Origin of the sequence: Comamonas testosteroni (assembly GCF_000761245.1) — a bacterium.
GTDB classification, from domain to species: Bacteria; Pseudomonadota; Gammaproteobacteria; order Burkholderiales; family Burkholderiaceae_C; genus Comamonas; species Comamonas testosteroni_C.
This window is the reverse complement of sequence record NZ_AWOR01000032.1, coordinates 105,595-126,792: the sequence shown is the minus strand read 5'-3', so window position 1 is coordinate 126,792 and position 21,198 is coordinate 105,595. Positions and strand designations below refer to the sequence as shown.

15 protein-coding genes and 10 tRNA genes are annotated in these 21,198 nt (G+C 61.5%); 8 read left to right on the top strand and 17 right to left on the bottom strand.

The window, feature by feature from the left end; all coding sequences use genetic code 11:
- Window positions 1-333 precede the first annotated feature (333 nt).
- From P353_RS07275 to P353_RS07255, 5 genes are all read left to right on the top strand, one after another.
- Window positions 334-2,037, top strand: coding sequence for a PHA/PHB synthase family protein (locus P353_RS07275; protein ID WP_034367300.1), 1,704 nt, complete (start codon window positions 334-336; stop codon window positions 2,035-2,037).
- An 87-nt stretch (window positions 2,038-2,124) separates the two neighbouring features.
- Entirely contained in the window at window positions 2,125-2,598 is a 474-nt protein-coding gene (locus tag P353_RS07270) for a phasin family protein (protein WP_034367298.1), read from the top strand.
- A 183-nt stretch (window positions 2,599-2,781) separates the two neighbouring features.
- Window positions 2,782-5,100, top strand: coding sequence for a DUF3141 domain-containing protein (locus P353_RS07265; RefSeq protein WP_034367295.1), 2,319 nt, complete (start codon window positions 2,782-2,784; stop codon window positions 5,098-5,100).
- Window positions 5,097-6,218 carry a bifunctional enoyl-CoA hydratase/phosphate acetyltransferase gene (locus tag P353_RS07260; RefSeq protein WP_080750468.1) on the top strand — a complete coding sequence of 374 codons (1,122 nt, stop codon included), beginning with the start codon at window positions 5,097-5,099 and terminating at the stop codon, window positions 6,216-6,218. The genes P353_RS07265 and P353_RS07260 overlap by 4 nt, the downstream gene beginning before the upstream one ends.
- 71 nt (window positions 6,219-6,289) lie before the next feature.
- Window positions 6,290-7,486 (top strand): acetate/propionate family kinase, encoded by a 1,197-nt coding sequence (locus tag P353_RS07255; RefSeq protein ID WP_034367413.1) that lies wholly within the window; start codon window positions 6,290-6,292, stop codon window positions 7,484-7,486.
- A gap of 92 nt (window positions 7,487-7,578) precedes the next feature.
- Here P353_RS07255 and P353_RS07250 read toward each other — a convergent pair whose 3' ends face one another.
- From P353_RS07250 to trxA, 7 genes are all read right to left on the bottom strand, one after another.
- Complete coding sequence (locus tag P353_RS07250; protein ID WP_034367293.1) at window positions 7,579-7,839, bottom strand: Pathogenicity locus; 261 nt, start codon at window positions 7,837-7,839, stop codon at window positions 7,579-7,581.
- Between the two features lie 90 nt (window positions 7,840-7,929).
- Window positions 7,930-9,057 carry an ABC transporter permease gene (locus P353_RS07245; RefSeq protein ID WP_034367290.1) on the bottom strand — a complete coding sequence of 376 codons (1,128 nt, stop codon included), beginning with the start codon at window positions 9,055-9,057 and terminating at the stop codon, window positions 7,930-7,932.
- A gap of 132 nt (window positions 9,058-9,189) precedes the next feature.
- Window positions 9,190-11,979, bottom strand: coding sequence for a ribosome-associated ATPase/putative transporter RbbA (gene rbbA / locus P353_RS07240; protein ID WP_034367410.1), 2,790 nt, complete (start codon window positions 11,977-11,979; stop codon window positions 9,190-9,192).
- Window positions 11,980-11,999: 20 nt separating this feature from the next.
- Window positions 12,000-13,079: an HlyD family secretion protein gene (locus P353_RS07235; RefSeq protein WP_034362613.1), complete on the bottom strand. Its 1,080-nt coding sequence runs from the start codon at window positions 13,077-13,079 to the stop codon at window positions 12,000-12,002.
- A gap of 11 nt (window positions 13,080-13,090) precedes the next feature.
- Window positions 13,091-14,533 (bottom strand): efflux transporter outer membrane subunit, encoded by a 1,443-nt coding sequence (locus P353_RS07230; protein WP_034367407.1) that lies wholly within the window; start codon window positions 14,531-14,533, stop codon window positions 13,091-13,093.
- A gap of 230 nt (window positions 14,534-14,763) precedes the next feature.
- Window positions 14,764-16,026: a transcription termination factor Rho gene (rho, locus tag P353_RS07225; protein WP_003053478.1), complete on the bottom strand. Its 1,263-nt coding sequence runs from the start codon at window positions 16,024-16,026 to the stop codon at window positions 14,764-14,766.
- Between the two features lie 284 nt (window positions 16,027-16,310).
- A complete protein-coding gene (gene trxA, locus P353_RS07220) occupies window positions 16,311-16,640 on the bottom strand; it encodes a thioredoxin TrxA (protein ID WP_003053480.1) in 330 nt (109 codons plus the stop codon).
- Between the two features lie 213 nt (window positions 16,641-16,853).
- Between trxA and P353_RS07215 the strand changes: the two genes are divergently transcribed.
- Window positions 16,854-18,140, top strand: coding sequence for a TIGR03862 family flavoprotein (locus P353_RS07215; RefSeq protein ID WP_034367287.1), 1,287 nt, complete (start codon window positions 16,854-16,856; stop codon window positions 18,138-18,140).
- A 573-nt stretch (window positions 18,141-18,713) separates the two neighbouring features.
- Window positions 18,714-19,028: a hypothetical protein gene (locus P353_RS07210; RefSeq protein WP_003080190.1), complete on the top strand. Its 315-nt coding sequence runs from the start codon at window positions 18,714-18,716 to the stop codon at window positions 19,026-19,028.
- A 45-nt stretch (window positions 19,029-19,073) separates the two neighbouring features.
- Here the strand turns inward: P353_RS07210 and P353_RS07205 are convergent.
- From P353_RS07205 to P353_RS07160, 10 genes are all read right to left on the bottom strand, one after another.
- Window positions 19,074-19,149: transfer RNA gene (locus P353_RS07205), tRNA-Asn, on the bottom strand.
- A gap of 47 nt (window positions 19,150-19,196) precedes the next feature.
- Window positions 19,197-19,272: transfer RNA gene (locus tag P353_RS07200), tRNA-Asn, on the bottom strand.
- 47 nt (window positions 19,273-19,319) lie between these two features.
- A tRNA-Asn gene (locus P353_RS07195) sits at window positions 19,320-19,395 on the bottom strand.
- 47 nt (window positions 19,396-19,442) lie between these two features.
- Window positions 19,443-19,518 (bottom strand) — tRNA-Asn (locus tag P353_RS07190).
- 47 nt (window positions 19,519-19,565) lie between these two features.
- A tRNA-Asn gene (locus P353_RS07185) sits at window positions 19,566-19,641 on the bottom strand.
- A gap of 45 nt (window positions 19,642-19,686) precedes the next feature.
- Window positions 19,687-19,762: transfer RNA gene (locus P353_RS07180), tRNA-Asn, on the bottom strand.
- A gap of 45 nt (window positions 19,763-19,807) precedes the next feature.
- Window positions 19,808-19,883: transfer RNA gene (locus P353_RS07175), tRNA-Asn, on the bottom strand.
- Window positions 19,884-19,928: 45 nt separating this feature from the next.
- Window positions 19,929-20,004, bottom strand: a tRNA-Asn gene (locus P353_RS07170).
- Between the two features lie 47 nt (window positions 20,005-20,051).
- Window positions 20,052-20,127: transfer RNA gene (locus P353_RS07165), tRNA-Asn, on the bottom strand.
- 45 nt (window positions 20,128-20,172) lie between these two features.
- Window positions 20,173-20,248: transfer RNA gene (locus P353_RS07160), tRNA-Asn, on the bottom strand.
- A gap of 181 nt (window positions 20,249-20,429) precedes the next feature.
- Between P353_RS07160 and def the strand changes: the two genes are divergently transcribed.
- On the top strand, window positions 20,430-20,969 hold the full coding sequence (gene def / locus P353_RS07155) for a peptide deformylase (protein WP_034367283.1): 540 nt from the start codon (window positions 20,430-20,432) through the stop codon (window positions 20,967-20,969).
- The last annotated feature ends 229 nt before the right edge of the window (window positions 20,970-21,198 follow it).

Here is a 21,198-nt window from a genome sequence, read left to right as displayed (position 1 = left end):
GGAGCCGCACCAGCCTGTCCGGTGTACTTTCCGCATAAAAGCTCTCCATTATTGCACACAATGAGAAAACTGCGCCGCTCGCGTCGGCAGGCGGTGGTGTGCGTTCAGCTTGCAAATCATGGCCAATAGCTTCGGTGGCAGGCCTGATCCAGGCAAGGCTGCAGAGTTCTTTTAGCTGCAGCAGCCCGGTATTTGGGGCCAGCTGCCGCATGCCGGATCGCTTCCGGCTGCGGGAGCTTGATGTGGCTCAACTCCCGGCAGTTCGTGACTATGCAACAATTTCTGCAGCGCATAAGATGTTGCGTTATTGCCATGCAGCAAAAAGGGGCCGCTATGGTTGACCGCAAGGCCGAAGCTCAGTTCAGTTCCAGCCAGCAGCTTGATCAAGCTGTGCGTGCGATGTGGGCGCAGCAGTGGCTGTCGGTTTCTCCCGAGTCCCAATGGCAGGCCTGGATGGATTGGGCCGGCAATCTTGCCATCAGCCCGGCAAAGCGTCTGGATCTGGCAAGGCTGGCGCTGGAGGAATGGGTCAGGCTTTGTTATGGCGGGCCACAGCCTCAGGAGGCGGAGCGTCTCTTTCAGGCTCCTGAATGGAAGCAATGGCCGTTCACGGTCATGAGTGCGGGATTTGTCGCCCAGCAGCGCTGGTGGCAGGCTGCCAGCCAAGGCGTTGCCGGTGTTGAAAAGCATCACGAGCGTCTGGTCGGGTTCTGGGGCAGGCAGTGGCTGGATATGCTTTCGCCCGCGAACTTTTTTGCCACCAACCCGATAGTTCTGGAACGTACCGCCAAAGAGGGGGGGGCGAATCTGGTGCGTGGCTTCCAGTACCTGATGGAAGATGTGCATGCGCAGCTCACAAACAAGCTGCCTGCGGGCTGCGAGGGGTTTCAGGTGGGGCGCGATGTGGCCGTCACAGCTGGCAAGGTGGTGCTGCGCAACCAGCTGATGGAGCTGATCCAGTACGCACCGACCACCGACAAGGTCCATCCCGAGCCGGTATTGATCATGCCGGCCTGGATCATGAAGTACTACATCCTGGATCTTTCGCCACACAATTCGCTGATCAAGTATCTGCTCGATCAGGGGCATACGGTGTTCTGCGTCTCCTGGAAGAACCCCGATGCCGCAGATCGAGATCTGGGCATGGACGACTATGTCGAGCTGGGCTGGCGTGCTGCACTGGATGCCGTCACGGCCATCGTCCCGGGGCAGAAGGTGCATGCTGCAGGCTATTGTCTGGGGGGAACCTTGCTGGCCATTGCAGCCGCCGCGATGGCGCGCGATGGAGACGAGCGTCTGGCATCGATGACCTTGCTGGCCGCGCAGACCGATTTCACCGAACCGGGCGAGCTGGCTCTGTTCATCGACGAAGCGCAGATCAGCCTGCTTGAGGCCCAGATGGCCCAGCAAGGCTATCTGCGTGCCGATCAGATGGCAGGCGCGTTCCTGATGCTGCGCTCCCATGATCTGCTGTGGTCGCGCATGGTCGATCAATACCTGCTGGGCGAGCGGGCACCGATGAGCGATCTCATGGCCTGGAATGCCGACGCCACGCGCATGCCAGCCAGGATGCACTCGCAATACCTGCGCCGTCTGTTTCTGAATAACGATCTCAGTGAAAGCCGCTATCCGGTCGATGGCAAGCCGGTCTCGCTCCTCAATCTGCAAGTGCCCATCTTCTGTGTGGGAACGCTCACCGATCATGTAGCGCCTTGGCAATCGGTATTCAAGCTGCACCACCACACTGCGGCTGAAATCACCTTTGTGCTGACGAGTGGCGGCCACAACGCCGGTATTGTCAGCGAGCCCGGCCATCCGCGACGCCGCTACCAGTTGCTCACGCGCTCTGTCGGCGCTCAGGACATTGTCGCCCAGCAGTGGCAGCAAGAGGCCGAGCAGCGCCAAGGCTCCTGGTGGCCGGCATGGGACGAGTGGCTCAAAAACAGATCCGGCACACCGATAGCTCCGCCGCGCATGGGCGGCACTGGCGTCGGGCCCTTGTATGACGCTCCGGGTCAGTACGTGCTCGGGCATTGAGTTTTCAAAAGCCGTTTGGTCACGGTGATATGCCGGACGGTCTGCCAGCCTCTCGATAGGCACCACCATCACCATAGGGAGAACGATATGAGCATTCAAGCGACCCCCCTGAATCTGTTCAAGGCCAATGCCGAGCTGCAACTGCGCATCGCTCAGCTTATGCGTGAAAGTGGCCATCGCTGGCTGGCAGCCGCGCAGCAGACCAGTGCTGCTGGCATCAGTGAAACCACGGCGGAGCTGCAAAGCCTGCTGCGTGCCGAAGACTGGCAATCACTGGCCAGCCTGCCCGCCGAGGCGCTCATGCGCAGGCTCGAAGACCGCATGAGTGATGCCAAGAGCGCCAGCGATATCGCGATCAAGAACCAGCAGGCTTTTGCCAGCGGTCTGCAGCAGGCCCTGGAGGCCTGGCAAAAATCTGTGGCCGAGGCCCTGCGTGCAGACGGCGCGCCCAATCTGCCCGCTTTGCCGCTGCAGGACATCTTCAAGCAATGGCTGTCTGCCTGGACGCCGGCCACTGAGGACCCCGCTCAGGCCAAGAGCGGCAAAGCGGCGCAGAAGTAGGCAACAGGCTGGCACAGCTTCAGCTAAAGATGGCGGCGCTGCCGCCTGCGGGCCGGCTGGTCAGCTGGCTCTCCATTGCAAAAAATCCGATGTTTCCGGCGTTTTGTGGCGATCCATAAAGCGCGGGAAGCTATTGTTTTTGAATCTTCTTGAGCAAGAAGATTGTGACTTCGGGAGCACGACATGAGCAAACCCAGCGGGGGCGGTCCGTCGATCAACGGGTCTGTTGATCCTTTTGCATGGTGGCGAGCCGCCGGGGCCTATGCGGTCGATGCCGCTCAACGTGCCGTGCTGTATGCCGACATCGAGCGGCAGGTGGGCGACCAGTACCGGACCCAGCGTGAGGCCAGGATGCCCAACGTGCTGCATTTCCCCGCGGAACTCGTGATGTCGGGGCTGGACCTCCCAAGACCTGTCAACTATGGCCTGGTGCGCATTCAGGCGTCCGAAGACCGGCCTGCCGACCCTGCCAAGCGTCCATTCGTCGTGATAGATCCACGCGCCGGGCATGGCCCGGGCATAGGTGGCTTCAAGCCCCATAGCGAGATCGGTGCGGCGCTGGAGGCCGGTCACCCTTGCTACTTCGTCGGCTTTCTGCCTGATCCCGTACCTGGTCAGACGGTGGAGGATGTGATGCGTGCCGAGGCCGCGTTCATGCGTCGCGTGGCCGAGCTTCACCCCGACAGTGAGGGCAAGCCTGCGGTCATTGGCAACTGCCAGGCGGGCTGGCAGATCCTGATGACGGCCGCTGTCTGGCCCGAGCTGTTCGGGCCCATCATTGTTGCCGGAGCGCCCCTGTCGTACTGGGCCGGTGACAATCCCATGCGTTATTCGGGCGGGCTTCTCGGGGGCAGCTGGATGACGGCTCTGGCCAGCGATCTGGGTAATGGCCGCTTCGACGGCGCCCATCTGGTGCAGAACTTCGAGCAGCTCGATCCGGCCAACACGCTGTGGAGCAAGCAGTACAAGGTCTATGCGAATGTCGACACCGAAGCTGAGCGCTATATAGACTTCGAGAAATACTGGGGCGGCTATGTCTTCCTCAACGATGTGGAGATGCAGTACATCGTCGACAATCTGTTCATAGGCAACAGGCTGTCGACGGCCCAGTTGCTGACATCGGACGGGGTGCGCATCGATCTGCGCAATATCCGCTCGCCCATCCTCGTGTTCTGCTCCTATGGCGACAACATCACGCCGCCGGCCCAGGCTCTGGGCTGGATCACCGACTTGTACGCCAGCGACGACGACGTGCGCGCTCATGACCAGACCATCATCTTCAGCACGCACGACAGCATCGGGCATCTGGGCATCTTTGTTTCGGGCGCCGTCGGCAGCAAGCAGCACCGCAAGTTCGCCAGTGCCATCGAGCAGATCAATCTGCTGCCGGCAGGCATCTATCGCGCCAGCGTTGACGATGCCACGAAGCAGGAGCAAAAGCTGCTCCATGACCCTTATCTGTTGAGCATCCGTGCCAGCGGCATCGATGAAGTGCGCGATATCGTCAAGCCCGATCCGGAGTCCGATCGCCGTTTCGACGCAGCGGCCCGGGTATCCGATATCAACCTGGCTCTGTATCGCAGCATATGGCAACCCTGGGTGCGTGCGCTCAGCACTTCCCAATCGGCGCACTGGTTGCAGACCTTGCATCCCATGCGCCTGCAATTCGAGGCCTGGAGCAGCCAGCACCCGCTGGCTTGCCTGATACGCAGCAGCGCCCAATACATACGCGAACATCGCCAGCCCGTGGATGAGGCCAATCCCTGGCTGCACATGCAGCAGCAGTGCTCGGCCGCACTGGATCGCGCTCTCGATGATTTCCGCGACCGGCGCGACCATATCTATGCCTTGTGGTTCGACATGCTCTATGGCTTGCCGCTCATGCAGGCGCTGGCAGGGCATGCTTATGGCGAGAGCGCAGCAGTGCGCCAGCATCCAGGCTCCACCCCCGAGCATCTGGCACTGATGGCGGGCAGGCAGCGACAGATCGAGAGCAGTGTGGATCAAGGGGGCGTGCTCGAAGCCACGCTGCGCGGCTTGCTGAGCGTGCTGTCCCAGCGTCGCGCTGTGGACGAGCGCTACTACCACCTGGCTGCGCAATTGCTGGAGCAGCAAGCACCTGGGAGCTGGAGTCTGGCCGAGCTGCGAGCCGCCATCCGCGAGCAGACCCTGGTGATGAGGCAATGCGGCAGCGCCGCCATCGAAGCCATTCCCGGCCTGCTGAAGAGCACGCCAGCCGACACCATCCGCAAGGCCGGCGAGGCCATCACCCAGATGGCCGCCATCGATAAGGAGCCTGGCGCGGAGGATGAGGCCGTGAGACATGCCTTGCAGCAGGTGCAGGCCTTGTTCGAGCAGGCCGCGCTGGCGCAGCAGCCCCGGATCCAGGCACCTCTGGAGCTGGCGCCGGCTCCGGTACAGACTCCTGCAGCCCCCCAGCGGGCTGCGGCTGCTGCGCGACGTAAACCGGCCGCACCACGCGGCAAGAAAGGAGTGCGATGAGTCAACCGAGCCCAGACATGATGCAGCAGCCGTTTGAAGGCATAGCCGTCGGCGACAGCCTGCGCGTCACCGTTGCTTCCCGTGACGCGAGCACGCTGACGCTGCTCTGCGCCCACGATGCACAGCCCCGGCAGCCGGCCTCGCAGCAAGCGGCTTGCATGTCATCAGGCGGCGCAGCGCAGCCGCTTGACGTTGCCTCCCATCACGGTCTGACCCGGCTGCTGGCGGCTGTCAAGGAACTGCCGCCGGTTCGCGTGGGGGTCGTTCATCCCTGCGATGCCACCAGCCTGTCCGCCGCGCTTGACGCACATCGGCTGGGGCTGATCGAGCCGGTCCTGATCGCTCCGCGCGCCAGGCTGGAGGCGGTTGCGCTTGCGCAGGGGCTCGAGCTGCAGGGCCTGCGCATCGAAGACGTGCCGCACAGTCATGCAGCAGCCGAGCTTGGCGCCAGACTCGCCGCCAGCGGCGAAGTCGAGGCACTGATGAAAGGCAGCCTGCACACCGACGAGCTGATGGCGGCTGTCGTTGCCGGCAGTGCCGGGTTGCGCACCAAGAGGCGTGTAAGCCATTGCTTTGTGTTGCAGACGGCCAGCTACCCACGCCCCTTCATCGTCACCGACGCGGCCATCAACCTGGCCCCCGATCTGCTGCAGAAGGCCGATATCGCGCGCAATGCCATCGAGCTGGCGCAGGTTCTGGGTGTGGCAAGGCCCAGGCTCGCCATCCTCGCCGCCGTCGAGACGGTCAACCCCAACATGCCCGCGACACTGGATGCAGCCGCACTGTGCAAGATGGCAGACCGGGGCCAGATCACCGGAGGCGTGCTGGACGGACCGCTGGCTTTCGACAATGCAGTCTCCATCGAGGCCGCGCGCACCAAGGGCATCACTTCGCCAGTGGCCGGTCAGGCCGACATCCTGCTGGTGCCCGATCTGGAAAGCGGCAACATGCTGGCCAAGCAGCTCATGTACCTGGGCGGCGCAGCCAGCGCAGGCATCGTGCTTGGCGCCAAGGTGCCCATCGTGCTGACCAGCCGCGCGGATTCGCGCGAGTCCCGCATTGCATCCTGTGCGATTGCGCTGTTGCTCGCACATCACTACCGGCAGACGCCGCCCTGAAAAGCATGGCCGATGGCGCCAGGCTGGCAGTTGCTGCGGTCTGTGCTCTTTCGGCAGACAAAGGCACTGACATGAGCAATTCCGTCATCATCGTCCTGAACTGCGGCTCGTCGAGCATCAAGTTCGCCGTCTTCGAGGCCGCCAGCCCCCTGCCGCGCAAACCCCTGTGGAACGGCAAGGTGCAGGGCATTGGCGGGCCCGCTCCCGACTTCGGCGAAACCGGCGTCCCGCCCTTTGCCATCGAGCTGGGTGCAGAGCACCCGTATCGCGATGCGCTGCGTATCATCCGCGAGCGCATCACGGCTCGGCTCGAGGATCGGCCCGTGGCGGCGATCGCCCATCGGGTGGTGCATGGCGGCAGCAAGTATTTCGAGTCCACGCGCATCGATGCAGGCGTGTTGCGAGACTTGCGCAGCTATGTGCCGCTGGCACCGCTGCATCAGCCGTTTGCGCTGGAGGCCATCGAGATCCTGTTGCGCGAGCGGCCCGACATCGTGCAGATTGCCTGCTTTGATACTGGGTTTCATCACAGCTTGCCCAAGGTGGAGCAGATCCTGCCACTGCCCTACGAATGGTGGCAGCGCGGCGTGCGCCGCTATGGCTTTCATGGGCTCTCGTATGCCTATATGGCGACTGCCTTGGCTGAGCGTCATGGTGAAAGGGCCAGGGGCCGTACCATCGTCGCCCATCTGGGCAGCGGAGCCAGTCTGTGCGGCATGCACCAGCTCCAGAGCATGGCGACCACCATGGGCTTCTCGGCCCTGGACGGATTGATGATGGGAACGCGCACCGGGGCGCTGGACCCGGGGGCCGTGCTTTATCTGATGGAGATCGAGAAACTGACGCTTCAAGAGGTGGGGCATCTGCTCTATCACGACTCGGGGCTGCTTGGCGTGTCGGGCATCTCGTCCGAGCCGCGCGTGATCCTGCGCCATGTCCGGGATTCAGGTGAGGCTGGCGAGCGGGCGCGCATCGCGCTGGACCTCTTTGTGCGCCGCATTGTGCGCGAGATCGGTTCTGTGGTCGCGGCGCTGGGTGGGGTGGACATGCTGGTGTTCACGGCGGGCATTGGCGAGCACAGCGAGGAGATCCGCGCCCGCGTCTGCGCCGATCTGGCATGGCTGGGCCTGGCGCTGGATGAGCAGGCCAATGCAGCCCATGCACCGGTCATCTCATCTGCAGACAGCCGGGTACTGGTGGGCGTGGAGCCCACGAACGAGGAGTGGGTGGCCGCCCGAGATACGGTACGGCTTCTCGCGGATTCATAGTCTTTTTGACACGCACCGATTGGCGGCCGGGCTAGAAGGCGCCATGCAGATATTCATGGCGGCCCCAAGCAGACGCTCGGCAGTTGCGCGCTTTACCGAATGGCCTCGCTCTCTTGCGCAGGACACTGCCTGGCCGCATCGATGCTTGCCTGGATGGCGGCGCGTGCCTGAGGGCTGTTCTTCCAGCAACTGGAGCCGGTGAGGGCCGAGGCCTTGGCGACGATGTCCAGGGCGTTGGCCTGACGCAACTGCGCAAAGGAGCCGTAGCCCAGGGATTCCAGCCGGCTCAGTACCGTTGGGCCGACGCCCTTGAGGGCAAGCAGTGATTGGCGTTCTTCAGTGGTGAATGGCATGGGTCGAGGCCTTGAGGTGGGAAGGAAAAAACTTTCAGCAAAAACAGAGGCGATACGCCCTCCGTGGTTGCCGCGGCGCCCGGCCAGAACTCAGGCCATGCTCGACAAGGTTTTTCTGAACCGCATCAGCGACAGCCAGAACAGCACGGCGCCGATTCCCGCCAGCCACACAAAGGGCTTCCATACGGTTTCTATGCCGGCGCCGCGATACAAAATCGCCTGACCCAGCTCCACAAAATGCGTGGTGGGGGCCAACAGCATTACGTCCTGCACCAGTTGGGGCATGGATTCGCGGGGTGTCATGCCGCCGGACAGCAATTGCAGCGGCAGCAGCGTCAACACCATCAGCAGGCCGAACTGCGGCATGCTGCGCGCCACGGTGGCCAGAAAGATGCCCATGGCCGTGGTGGCGAACAGGCACAGGGCCGAGCCTGCCATGAACAGCAGCAGACTGCCTTCGATGGGCACCTTGAGCGCGCCGCGCACGACCAGATTGAGCGAGACACCTGCCGCCAGCAGCACCACGGCGCCCATGGACCAGACCTTGGCCAGCATGATCTCGGTAGGCGTCACAGGCATGACCAGCAGATGCTCGATGGTGCCATGCTCGCGCTCGCGGATCAGCGCCGCGCCCGTGAGGATGATGGAGAGCATGGTGACGTTGTTGATGATCTGCATCAGTCCGCCGAACCAGATCTTGTTGAGTCCGGGGTTGAAGCGGGCGCGCAGCTCCAGGTCTACGGGCAGTGCGCTGGCTCCCCGGTGGCGCTGCACGAACTCGTTGACTTCGGCCAGCACGATCTGCTGCACATAGCCGCTGCCGGAGAACGCCTGGCTCATGCGCGTGGCATCCACGTTCAGCTGCAGCTCGGCCTTTCTGCCAGCCAGCACATCGCGCTGGAAGTTGGGAGGAATGGTCAGCGAGAAGGTGAAGTCGCCTGCATCCAGCCCGGGATCCACATGGCTGAAATCGACCATCTGCGGCGGCATGAACTGAGGCGGGTAGAAAGCCGAGGTGATGCGTGCGGACAGTGGCGACTGGTCTTCATCGACGATGGCGATCGGCGCCTTGTGCAGCGTATCGGGCATGGCCGTGGCCGCCGTGTACACCGAGGCCGTGAAGGTGTAGACGATGAGCACCAGCATCACCGGGTCGCGCCACAGGCTCCACAGTTCCTTGACGCCCAGGCGCCAGATATTTTTCAGGCTATGCCACATGGCGTTTCTCCACCGCGAAAAAGAGGGATAGCCGCACCCAGGACACCGAGCAAGGGCCGCCCCGCAGCGAAGGTGTCGTCCCCCTCCCGAAGAGAGAGGGGGAAGGCGCGTAGCGACTCAGGAGGCGCTTCATTATTTTTCCTGCTTGGGCAAGGCCCAGATGGCCACGCCCATGATCACGGGAATGGCAATCAGCAGCGGCAGCAAGGTCGGCGCCAGATCGTGCAGGCCCAGCGCCTTGTTGAAGACGCCGCGGCTGATGGCGAACATATAGGTGGCCGGGTAGATCTCGCCAATCCAGCGACCGGCGCCTTCGAGCGAGGACACCGGATCGGTCAGCCCCGAGAACTGCGTGGCAGGAATCAGCGTGCCCAGCATGGCAAAGAACATGGCGGCAATCTGGCTGCTGGTGACGGCAGAGGCCAGCAGGCCCATGCCCGTGGCAATGACGCTGAAGAGCAGGGCGGCCACGATGAGCAGCGGGAAGCTGCCGGTCATCGGGACGCCAAACACGAACACCGCCATGGCACACATCAGAAAGAAGTTCAGCATGGCCAGCACCACATAGGGCAGCTGCTTGCCCAGCAAAAACTCGATGCGGGTCACGGGAGTGACGTACAGATTCACGATGGAGCCCAGCTCCTTTTCGCGCACCACGGCCAGGGCCGTGAGCATGGCCGGCAGCATCATCAGCAGCAGCGGAATCACGGCCGGCACCATGGCGGGCAGGCTTTTCACATCGGGGTTGTAGCGAAAGCGGGTTTCCAGGCTGACCTGGCTGCCCAGCTGCACGCCCAGTCGCTCGCGCGCCTGCTGCACCAGCCACAGCTGGTGCATGGCCTGGACATAGCCTTTGACGGTTTCGCCGCGCTGGGGCATGGCGCCGTCGAACCAGGCGCCCACGGCAACCTGCGAGCCGCGCAGCACGTCACGGCCAAAACCAGGCGGTATCTCGATGGCTAGCGCCAGCTCGCCGCTCTTCATGCGCCGGTCCAGGTCCGCGTAGTCCTGGATGGGAGGCATTTCAATGAAATAGCGCGAGCCTGCGAGATTGTTCACATAGTTCTGGCTGATGGTGCTCTGGTCGCGGTCGAGCACGGCAAACTTCAGGTCTTCGACGTCCATGCTGATGCCGAAGCCGATCACCACCATCAGCACCAGCGAGCCCACCAGGGCCAGCGTGGCGCGCACGGGATCGCGCTGCAGCTCCAGCGACTCGCGCCACAGATAGCTCCACAGGCGCTGCAGGCTGAAGCCGGTGCTGCCAGAGTGTGCTACGGAAACAGGAGCTTGTTGCGCTTTATCTGTATCAATATCAGATACTTTTGATGTTGAAAGTGAGTCAGAGAAAGCGATAGCAGCTTCTTTTTTGATATCAAGCACGGGCGCTGCCTCGCCCGAGGCCTCCACCAGATAGCCGATGAAGGCCTCCTCCAGCGTGGCAGCGCCGCGCTTGGCGGTCAGGGCTGCCGGCCTGTCGCTGTCCAGCACCTTGCCCGCATGCATCATGGACATGCGGTCGCAGCGCTCGGCTTCATTCATGAAGTGCGTGGAGATGAAGATCGTCACCCGGTCGCGGCGCGAGAGCTCGATCAGCAGGCGCCAGAACTGATCGCGAGCCACGGGGTCCACGCCCGAGGTGGGCTCGTCGAGAATCAGCAGCTCCGGCTTGTGCACCATCGCCACGGCCAGCGACAGGCGCTGGCGCATGCCCAGCGGGATATTGCCGGGCAGCGTCTCGCGCACTTCGGCAAGGCCGAAGCGGGTGAGCATTTCCTCGACCCGCGCGGGGATATCGGCTGGATCCACGTGGAAGAGTTCGGCGTGCAGCACCAGGTTCTGCAGCACGGTCAGCTCGCCGTAGAGCGAGAAGGCCTGCGACATATAGCCCACGCGCCGGCGCGTGGCCACGTCATGCGGATCGATCTTCTTGCCAAACAGCCAGGCATCGCCCTCGCTGGCGGGCAGCAGCCCGGTCAGCATCTTCATGGTGGTCGATTTGCCGCAGCCGTTGGAGCCCAGAAAGCCGAAGATCTCGCCGCGACGAATGCGGAAATTCACATGGTCCACGGCCACAAAGTCGCCAAAGCGCATGGTGAGATCACGCGCCTCGATGGCGATATCGTCATCGCTGGTCTGCAGCGGCGGGATCTCCACGGCGGCATGGCCGCGCTTTTTCTCCTCGGGCAGCAGGGCGATGAAGGCAGCCTCCAGCGTGGCCATGCCGGTGCGCTCCAGCAACTCGGCGGGTGTGCCGGTGGCCAGAATCCGGCCGTCATCCATGGCGGCCAGCCAGTCAAAGCGCTGGGCTTCGTCCATATAGGCCGTGGCCACGATCACGCTCATCTGCGGGCGCTGGCCGCGAATGCGGTTGATCAGCTCCCAGAATTGCGCGCGCGCCAGCGGGTCCACGCCGGTCGTGGGCTCGTCCAGAATCAGCAGGTCGGGGTCGTGGATGAGGGCGCAGCACAGCGCCAGCTTCTGCTTCATGCCGCCCGAGAGCTTGCCGGCAGGGCGGGAGAGGAATTTCTGCAGTCCGGTGCTCTGGGTCAGATCGTCGATGCGCGCCCGGCGCTCGGCTGCGTCATGGCCGAAAAGGCGCCCGAAGAACTGCAGATTCTCCTCCACCGACAGCGTGGGGTAGAGGTTCTTGCCCAGGCCCTGAGGCATGTAGGCAATGCGCGGGCAGACGGCATCGCGGTGCTTTTTGCTGCGCATATCGCCGCCCAGCGCCTGTATCTCGCCGCCCTGCAGGGCGCGCGCGCCGGCAATCAGCGACAGCAGGCTGGATTTGCCCACGCCGTCAGGGCCGATCAGGCCGACCATGATGCCTGCGGGAATCTCCAGGCTCAGTCCGCGCAGCGCCTGCGTCTTGCCGTAGGCGAGCGTCACCTCACGCAATATGGCTACATGCTTGTTCATGGCAAACAGGGCCCCGGCGTTCACGAGGCCGAAGCGTCGCCGGTGCGCAGCTCCAGCTTGGCCGGCCATTCGCGCTCTTTATCGAGCTTGATCCAGGCCACGCCGGGCAGGCCTGTCTTGACTTGGGTCAGGTGCTTTTGCAGCAGGTCCGGGGCAATACGTGCCTTGACGCGGAACATCAGCTTCTGTCTTTCGCTGGCCGTCTCCACGGTCTTGGGCGTGAACTGGGCGGTGCTGGCGACAAAGGACACCTGAGCCGGGATCACATATTGCGGAGCCGCGTCCAGCACGATGCGCACCTCGGTGCCAAGGGCCACCCGGCCCGCCACGGTCTCGGGCAGGAAGAAGCTGATGTAGACGTCCGAGACATCCACCATGTTCAGCACCTTGCCGCCGGCGCCGATCACCTCGCCGGGCTGGGCCAGCCGGTATTGCACGCGGCCATCGCGCGGGGCGGTGAGTTCGCTGTCCTTGACGTCGGCATCGATGCGCTGGACGGTGGCGGCGGCGGCCGTCACCGCCGATTCCGCACCAATGGTCTGGGCCTTGGCCGCGTCGATCGCTGCCTTGGCGGCCGTGGCCTGTGCCTGGGCGGCCTTGAGTGCGGCCTGCGCGCCACGCACGCGCGCCCGGTCGTCGTCCAGCTCCTGCTCCGACGAAGCACCTTCGCGCGCCAGTGTCTCGGAGCGCTTGACGCGGCGCAGCGCCGCATCCAGCTCGGCTTCGCGCTGGGCCACCGTGGCCATGGTGGCCGCATACTGGCTTTCGCGCAGCGCGATTTCGGCGCGAGCCGAGGTCACCGCATGAGAGGCGCGCTCACGACCGGCTATGGCTTCACGCTGCTGAGCCTGCAGGCTTTCGATCTGCATGCGCGCCAGTGGCTGACCGGCCTTCACGAACTCGCCCTCCTGCACCAGGATTTCAGCGATGCGGCCGGCGTATTTGGTGGCGACGTCGATTTCGGTGGCTTCGATGCGGCCGTTGCCGCTGACCAGGCCTTCGGATGCCTGTGCGCTGCGCCATTGCTGCCAGCCATAAGCGCCCAGGGCGGCGGCGGCAACGATGAGAGCGGCGATGGTCAATTTCTTGTTCATGGACATGGATTCGCTGGTCAAGGTTGGAGGGCCGAAGGGGCGGGGGCGCTGCTCTGGCCTTGAGCCAAGTAGCCTCCACCCAAAGCGGCATAGAGAGCGACCTGGGTGGACAGCAGGGCCTCGCGGCCCTGAACCAGTTGTTGTTCTGCGCTCAGCAGGTCGCGTTCGGCATCCAGCACATCGAGATAGGGCGAGGCGCCCTGGTCATAGCGCAGCCGCGCCAGCCGGGCGCGTTCCCTGAGTGCAGCGCTTTGCTCGGTCAGCACCACGAGCTGCTGCTCGAGCATGGTGCGGCTGGACAGTGCATCCAGCACTTCGCGCATTGCTGTCTCTATGGTTTTTTCGTACTGGACGACCGCCATGTTCTGTCGCACGGCCTGCAGATTCAGGTTGGCCTGGCGCTGGCCGCCGTCAAAGATCGGCAGCGAAATCGTGGGAGCAAACTGCCAGGCACGGCTGCCGCTTCTGAACAGTCCGTCGAGCTCCGCACTGGCTGTGCCCCAGCTGCCGGTCAGGGCGATGCGAGGCAAAAACGCAGCGCGCGCGGCAGATACATTGGCCTTGGCTGCCTGCAGGCCGTACTCGGCGGCAATGATGTCGGGGCGCTGTGTCAGCAGGTCGGACGGCAGGCCTTCGGGAATGGGTTTCAGGATCACGGCGGTGGAGCTGCTTTGCGGCAAGCGGTCTGCATCCATTCCCGTGAGCTGCTGCAGTGCATTGGCCTGCAGCGCGCGCTGCTGTGCCAGCTGGGTGCCTATGGCCTTGGCCTGGTGAACCAGGGTTTGCACCTGCGTGAGCGCATAGCGTGAAGTGGAGCCCACCTCGGTGCGGCGCTTGAAGATGCGCAGCGATTCCTCGCGGCTGGCAATCGTGCGCTGGGTCAGGGCCAGGCGCTCATCCAGACTGCGCAGAGCCAGATAATTCAGCGCCACCTGCTTGACGAGACTGGATTGAGTCGCATGCTGCGTGGCATCCAGCGCCAGATAATTGCCTAAAGCGGCATCGCTGAGGCTTTTGACACGGCCCCAAAGATCGAGTTCCCAGCTGTTGAGGCCGACAAAGACTTGCTGATCGCCGGCGACGACGGAGCGGCCACTGGCGTTGAGGTCGGCGGGAACGCGTGCTCTGCCATGACTGCTGCCCAGGCCGATCGTCGGCAGTCGCGCAGCACTTTGTATGTCGTAGGCGGCCTGCGCTTCCTGCACACGCAGCAACGCGAGGCGCTGGTCCTGATTGTGGGCAAGAGCTGCACGAATCAGCTCCTGCAGGTTCTGGTCAAGGTAGAAGTCTTGCCAGGCAACCGATGCCATATGTGCTGGCGCAGCGTTCTCTAGTTTTTTTGTCCACTCCTGAGGCCACTTGTCCGGTAGCTTGGCCTGGGCCTGTGGCTGCAGAATCGGCACCGTCGGGCTGCAGGCTGCCAGCGCTGTCAGCAATGTGGCTGCTGCCAGCAGGCGTATCGGTGTGGTGTTGTAGGGTGGTGTGCGATTTGCTGAAGGGGCCATGAATGCAGAACCTGCGACTTGAAAGCTTTTGGCTTCCGGTTATCGCCAGATTTGTATAGATGTATATCCCTAGTATTGAGGGGCGGCTTGCAATTCAGTTTGAGCTATGTCAATTAATGGAGTCAAGCGCCAGAAACAACAAAGCCCCGCAAGGCGGGGCTTTGTTGTTTCGGTGCACGAAGGCCTTAGCCGCCGCGACGCATCATGTCGAAGAACTCCACATTGTTCTTGGTGGCCTTCATGTTCTTGATCATGAGTTCCATGGACTCGATCTCGTCCATGTTGTACATGAACTGGCGCAGGATGCGAGTCTTTTGCAGAATCTCGGGAGCCAGCAGCAACTCTTCACGGCGTGTACCGCTCTTGGTGAGTTCGATGGCTGGGAACACGCGCTTTTCGTACAGACGACGGTTCAGGTGCAGTTCGCTGTTGCCGGTGCCCTTGAATTCTTCAAAGATCACTTCGTCCATGCGGCTGCCGGTGTCGACCAGTGCAGTGGCGATGATGGTCAGAGAGCCACCTTCTTCCACATTGCGGGCCGCGCCGAAGAAGCGCTTGGGGCGCTGCAGTGCGTTGGAGTCCACACCGCCCGACAGCACCTTGCCCGACGAGGGCACGACGTTGTTGTAGGCGCGGGCCAGGCGGGTGATGGAGTCCAGCAGGATGACCACATCCTTGCCCAGCTCCACCAGGCGCTTGGCGCGCTCGATCACCATTTCGGCCACGTGCACGTGACGGGTAGCTGGCTCGTCGAAGGTGGAGGCAATGATCTCGCCCTTGACCGAGCGCTGCATTTCCGTCACTTCTTCAGGGCGCTCGTCCACCAGCAGCACCATCAGGTGCACATCGGGGTGGTTGGCGGTGATGGCGTGCGCAATGCTTTGCATCATCATGGTCTTGCCGCTCTTGGGCGGTGCCACGATCAGCGCGCGCTGGCCGCGGCCAATGGGGGCGATGATGTCGATGATGCGGCCGGTGATGTTTTCTTCGCCCTTGATGTCGCGCTCAAGGCGCATCTGCTCCTTGGGGAACAGAGGGGTCAGATTCTCAAACAGCACCTTGTGCTTGTTTTGCTCGGGTGGCCCGCCGTTGACCTTGTCGAGCTTGGTCAGTGCGAAGTAGCGCTCGCCGTCCTTGGGGATGCGCACTTCACCTTCGATCATGTCGCCGGTGTGCAGGTTGAAGCGGCGCACCTGGCTGGGCGAGATGTAGATATCGTCGGTGCTGGCGGTGTAGCTGGTATCGGGGCTACGCAGGAAGCCGAAGCCATCGGGCAGGATTTCCAGCACGCCGTCGGCGAAGACCTGTTCACCGGCCTTGGCGCGCTTTTTGATGATGGCGAACATCAGTTCCTGCTTGCGCATGCGACCGACGTTTTCGATCTCAAGCGCTTCGGCCTGCTTCAAGACTTCAGACACGTGCAGTGCCTTGAGTTCATTAAGGTGCATGAAATGACTCCAAGCGTGGAGTGAGAATAACCAGGGGGGGAGGCGTAGAGCCTAACGAAACACTGTGAAAGTGGGCAGGCTTGCCTGAAGAAAATCCAGCGCGGTCCCATGCGGTGGCCGGCGGTTCAGACATTATGACAGGAAAACTGGCGCAGCTTGCAAGCAATTTATCGAGGACTTGTCATCTGCAGCCTGTGCCGGGTCTGTAGCAGATGCAAATGGGCGAGGTAGCGGGTGCCCAGAAACAAACAGAGCTCCATCGGGAGCCCTGTTTGTTGAATGCATTAGATATGCTGGTCGAGGAAGGCGGACAGTTGCGTCTTGTTCAGCGCGCCAACCTTGGTGGCGGCCAGCTGGCCGTCCTTGAACAACATCAGCGTGGGAATGCCGCGAATGCCGAACTTGGCAGGGATCTCACGGTTTTCGTCCACATTCATCTTGGCGATCTGCACCTTGCCTTTGTAGCCTTCGGCCACATCGTCCAAGATGGGGGCGATCATCTTGCAAGGGCCGCACCATTCAGCCCAGTAATCCACCAGCACGGTCGTGCCGGGTTGCAGTACGTCAGACTCAAAGCTTGCATCCGTGATGTGCTTGATCAATTCGCTGGCCATTTGTAGTCCTGGATTTTCTTGAATCAAAAAGGTAGGCGGTCTAATCGCCTAGTGAGTTGATTGTGACAGAAACTCATCTCCCGCCATGGTGTGTGGCTGGTTGTTTGCAGCTATCGCGCTAATAGTGCCCGCAATATTGCAGAAATGCCGTCGGTGGTATTCTGCGCACCCTTTGGCGGCCGGTGGCTGCCGGCAGATTGAGGTGATAGAAGTATGAGTGTCTCGGAGCCCTTGATGGCCGATTCCGAATGGGTCTGTGATGTGGCTGTGATCGGTGCTGGGCCTGCAGGCCTGATGGCGGCCGAGCAACTGGCAAAGGCCGGCTTGTCGGTCAGAGTGTTCGAGGCGAAAGCCTCGGCGGCTCGCAAATTCCTCATGGCCGGCAAAGGCGGTCTCAATCTTACGCACTCCGAGGAGTTTTCGAGCTTTGTGACTCGCTATGGCTGCCGCTCTGCAGATGTGACTCCCTGGCTCGAGAAGTGGGGTGCGCGCGAGCTTCAGGCCTGGGTCAAAGAGCTGGGCTTTGATACCTTTGTGGGGTCATCCGGAAGAGTGTTTCCTGCGGATATGAAGGCCGCGCCGCTGTTGCGTGCCTGGCTGGTGCGTATGAAGTCGCAGGGTGTGCAGTTTCACATGCGTCATCGCTGGATCGGCTGGGCAGAAGATGGCAAGCCGGTTCTCCAGACAGGCGATGCCAGAGTCAAGATTGGCTGCAAGGCTCTGGTGCTGGCGACAGGCGGAGGCAGCTGGGCGCGTCTGGGCTCGGACGGTGCTTGGGTTTCGTTGCTGCAGGGCAAGGGCGTGGGCATTGCCCCGTTGCAGGCGGCCAACTGCGGCTTTGATGTGGGCTGGCAGCAAGGGCGTGAAGCCGGCTGGAGCGAGGTCTTTGCCCAGCGCTTTGCCGGGCAGCCCTTCAAGTCGGTGGTTTTGAAGTTTGTGGACGAGCAAGGTGCCGGTTTTGAGCGTCAAGGTGAATTTGTTGCGACGCAGACCGGGGTGGAGGGCAGCCTGATCTATGCTGTCTCCTCCCTGTTGCGGGACTGCATTGCCCGCCAGGGCGCTGCGCACTTCGAGCTGGATCTGTTGCCGCAGTGGAGCGCGGAGCGTGTGCAGCAGGAGGTGATGCGGCCGCGCGGCTCGCGCAGCCTCAGCAGTCATCTCAAAGGGCGCCTGGGGCTTGATGGCATCAAGGCGGGTTTGCTTTATGAGGTGCTCGGCAAGGATGGCATGGCGGACATGAAGCGCCTGGCATCCACGATCAAGGCGGTGCCTTTGACGGTGATCGCACCGCGCCCCATCGATGAGGCTATCAGCACTGCAGGCGGAGTTCGCCTGGAGGCTCTGGATGCGCGGGGGATGTGTGCCGCTCTGTCTGGTGTCTTCTGTGCGGGAGAAATGCTGGACTGGGAGGCCCCCACGGGCGGTTATCTGCTCACGGCCTGTATGTCCTCTGGTGTTCATGTGGCCGAAGGGGTGCTGAGCTTCCTGCAGGGCAGCTGACTCGCGAGCTTGTGCTTGTGCTTGTGCTTGTGCGGCGGAGATGCTGCATTGAATTCTGGAGTGCCCCGTCTTGACGGCGGGTGCTCTTGCCTGCTGCACAGCGCATAGGCAGGCTGGGGTTGGTGGCAGCTCGAGGTTCGTGGCTCGCGGCGATGAAGTCCTGCGTGCTTGCTCCCGCTTGAATCGCCGAGCAAGCCCCGGGATGGGGGTGGCTGGTCGGCTCGGGCTGGGTCCTGGAGCATGGCTGCAGTGAAGATTCTCAATCCGAGAGACAAGCCCTTGCTCGCCGGGCGATGTGGGGTGGAAATCCCCGAAGGAAATCCCCAAAGGAAATCCTCGAACAATGTGTCTGATTGATTCTGGAGTTGGTCTTTGTGACAGGAAGGCCGTATCTCAAGCCCTGTCTGGAGCCGGCTTGGGGTGGGCGGCCGCAAGTGGCGGGTGCCCCTCCTACGAGGCGAACTCTTGCTGTGGGACAGATGTCTTGAACCGGAGACATTACGCTGGCAACATTGCTCCATCGGTCTAGGAGTTTTGACGGATTTGCGTTGTTACCGGAAAAGGAGGTTGGTCATGTTTTTCGGCAAGATCTTCGGTTTTGGACGTTCCGAACCGCGCTATATCCGCCGTACGCGTGCCTATCTGCAAGAGGCGCGCATGGCTGTTCTGGAGCACACTATCGCGGCGGAGTACTACCAGTCCTCCGCTCAGATGTATGCCGAACGTGCTGCTCGACTGGAAGATGAATTGCGAGCCTGGGAGCAGGGCGAGCAGCATGTTCCCGTGGTGCCGCATCACTATCCCTATGTCCCTCACTCTGCACACAAGGCCGTCGCCGTAGATGCGCCGCCCGTGGGTGCTTCGGTGGGCGTGGTGAGAGCTGCCTGAGCAGATAAAAGAAAAAGCCTGTATGAAGGCATACAGGCTTTTGAATGGCTCCTCAACCTGGGCTCGAACCAGGGACCTACGGATTAACAGTCCGGCGCTCTACCGACTGAGCTATTGAGGAATGTGTCGGTGTGACATGCCTTGAACGATTGCAAGGCAACTAAATTTTGGCTCCTCAACCTGGGCTCGAACCAGGGACCTACGGATTAACAGTCCGGCGCTCTACCGACTGAGCTATTGAGGAATATGTCGGTGTGACATGCCTTGAACGATTGCAAGGCAACTAAATTTTGGCTCCTCAACCTGGGCTCGAACCAGGGACCTACGGATTAACAGTCCGGCGCTCTACCGACTGAGCTATTGAGGAATATGTCGGTGTGACATGCCTTGAACGATTGCAAGGCAACTAAATTTTGGCTCCTCAACCTGGGCTCGAACCAGGGACCTACGGATTAACAGTCCGGCGCTCTACCGACTGAGCTATTGAGGAATATGTCGGTGTGACATGCCTTGAACGATTGCAAGGCAACTAAATTTTGGCTCCTCAACCTGGGCTCGAACCAGGGACCTACGGATTAACAGTCCGGCGCTCTACCGACTGAGCTATTGAGGAATATGTCGGTGTGATGCTTTGATATCCGCAAAGCATCGAAATTCTTGGCTCCTCAACCTGGGCTCGAACCAGGGACCTACGGATTAACAGTCCGGCGCTCTACCGACTGAGCTATTGAGGAATATGTCGGTGTGATGCTTTGATATCCGCAAAGCATCGAAATTCTTGGCTCCTCAACCTGGGCTCGAACCAGGGACCTACGGATTAACAGTCCGGCGCTCTACCGACTGAGCTATTGAGGAATATGTCGGTGTGATGCTTTGATATCCGCAAAGCATCGAAATTCTTGGCTCCTCAACCTGGGCTCGAACCAGGGACCTACGGATTAACAGTCCGGCGCTCTACCGACTGAGCTATTGAGGAATATGTCGGTGTGACATGCCTTGAGCGATTGCAAGGCTACTGAATTTTGGCTCCTCAACCTGGGCTCGAACCAGGGACCTACGGATTAACAGTCCGGCGCTCTACCGACTGAGCTATTGAGGAATATGTCGGTGTGATGCTTTGATATCCGCAAAGCATCGAAATTCTTGGCTCCTCAACCTGGGCTCGAACCAGGGACCTACGGATTAACAGTCCGGCGCTCTACCGACTGAGCTATTGAGGAAGAAGACCTAGATTATAGGGTGTAAAAAAGAGCTCGCAGGAAGTTCATCACAATTTCATCAAATTCTCTATGTCTGATACCCCGAACAGGCCGCACCGTTCACGTGGATTGGTGGCGACGCTATGCTTTTGATGATTGAACAGTGTGGTGGCTCGGTGGTTGCTGCACGCCGTATTGATATATGACTGTACGTACCATTTTGAAGATGGGTGATCCCCGTCTGCTGAAGCTTGCCAAGCCGGTGACTGAATTTGATACGGATGCACTGCATCTGCTTCTCAAGGATTTGCTGGACACCATGCATGCTGCCAACGGTGCCGGCCTGGCGGCGCCGCAGATCGGCGAGGATTTGCAGATGGTGGTGTTTGGCTCGGGTGAGCCCAACCCTCGTTATCCGGATGCCCCCATAGTGCCCCGTACCGTGCTGATCAATCCGGTCATCACACCCATCGGTGAAGAGGAGCAGCTGGATTGGGAAGGTTGCCTGTCTGTTCCCGGTCTGCGAGCCATGGTGCCACGCTGGAGCAAGGTGCGCTACACCGGCTTTGATATCTACGGCGACCCGATCGACCGCACGGTCGAGGGCTTTCACGCGCGCGTGGTGCAGCATGAGTGCGACCACCTCTGGGGCAAGCTCTATCCGATGAGGGTGCGCGATTTCAGTCGTTTCGGCTTTACAGATGTGCTGTTTCCCGGCATCGCTCAGGCCGAGGAAGACTGATCGGCCACTGACAAGCGCTCCAGATTTCTCTTTTCTCTTCTCTACTGGATGCAAGACACAACTGGGAATGTGTCTTGCATCCTTTTGTTCTTTATAGAGGGCATGGAAGCATCGATGGGCGTGATCTGTGTCAATTTCCAGTGCCCGATCTCAGCCAATGAGCGTGCCTTTTTGCTTTGGAAAGGTTCTGGTCAGCACTTTGTATACAAAACTGTAGACAATTTTGGTC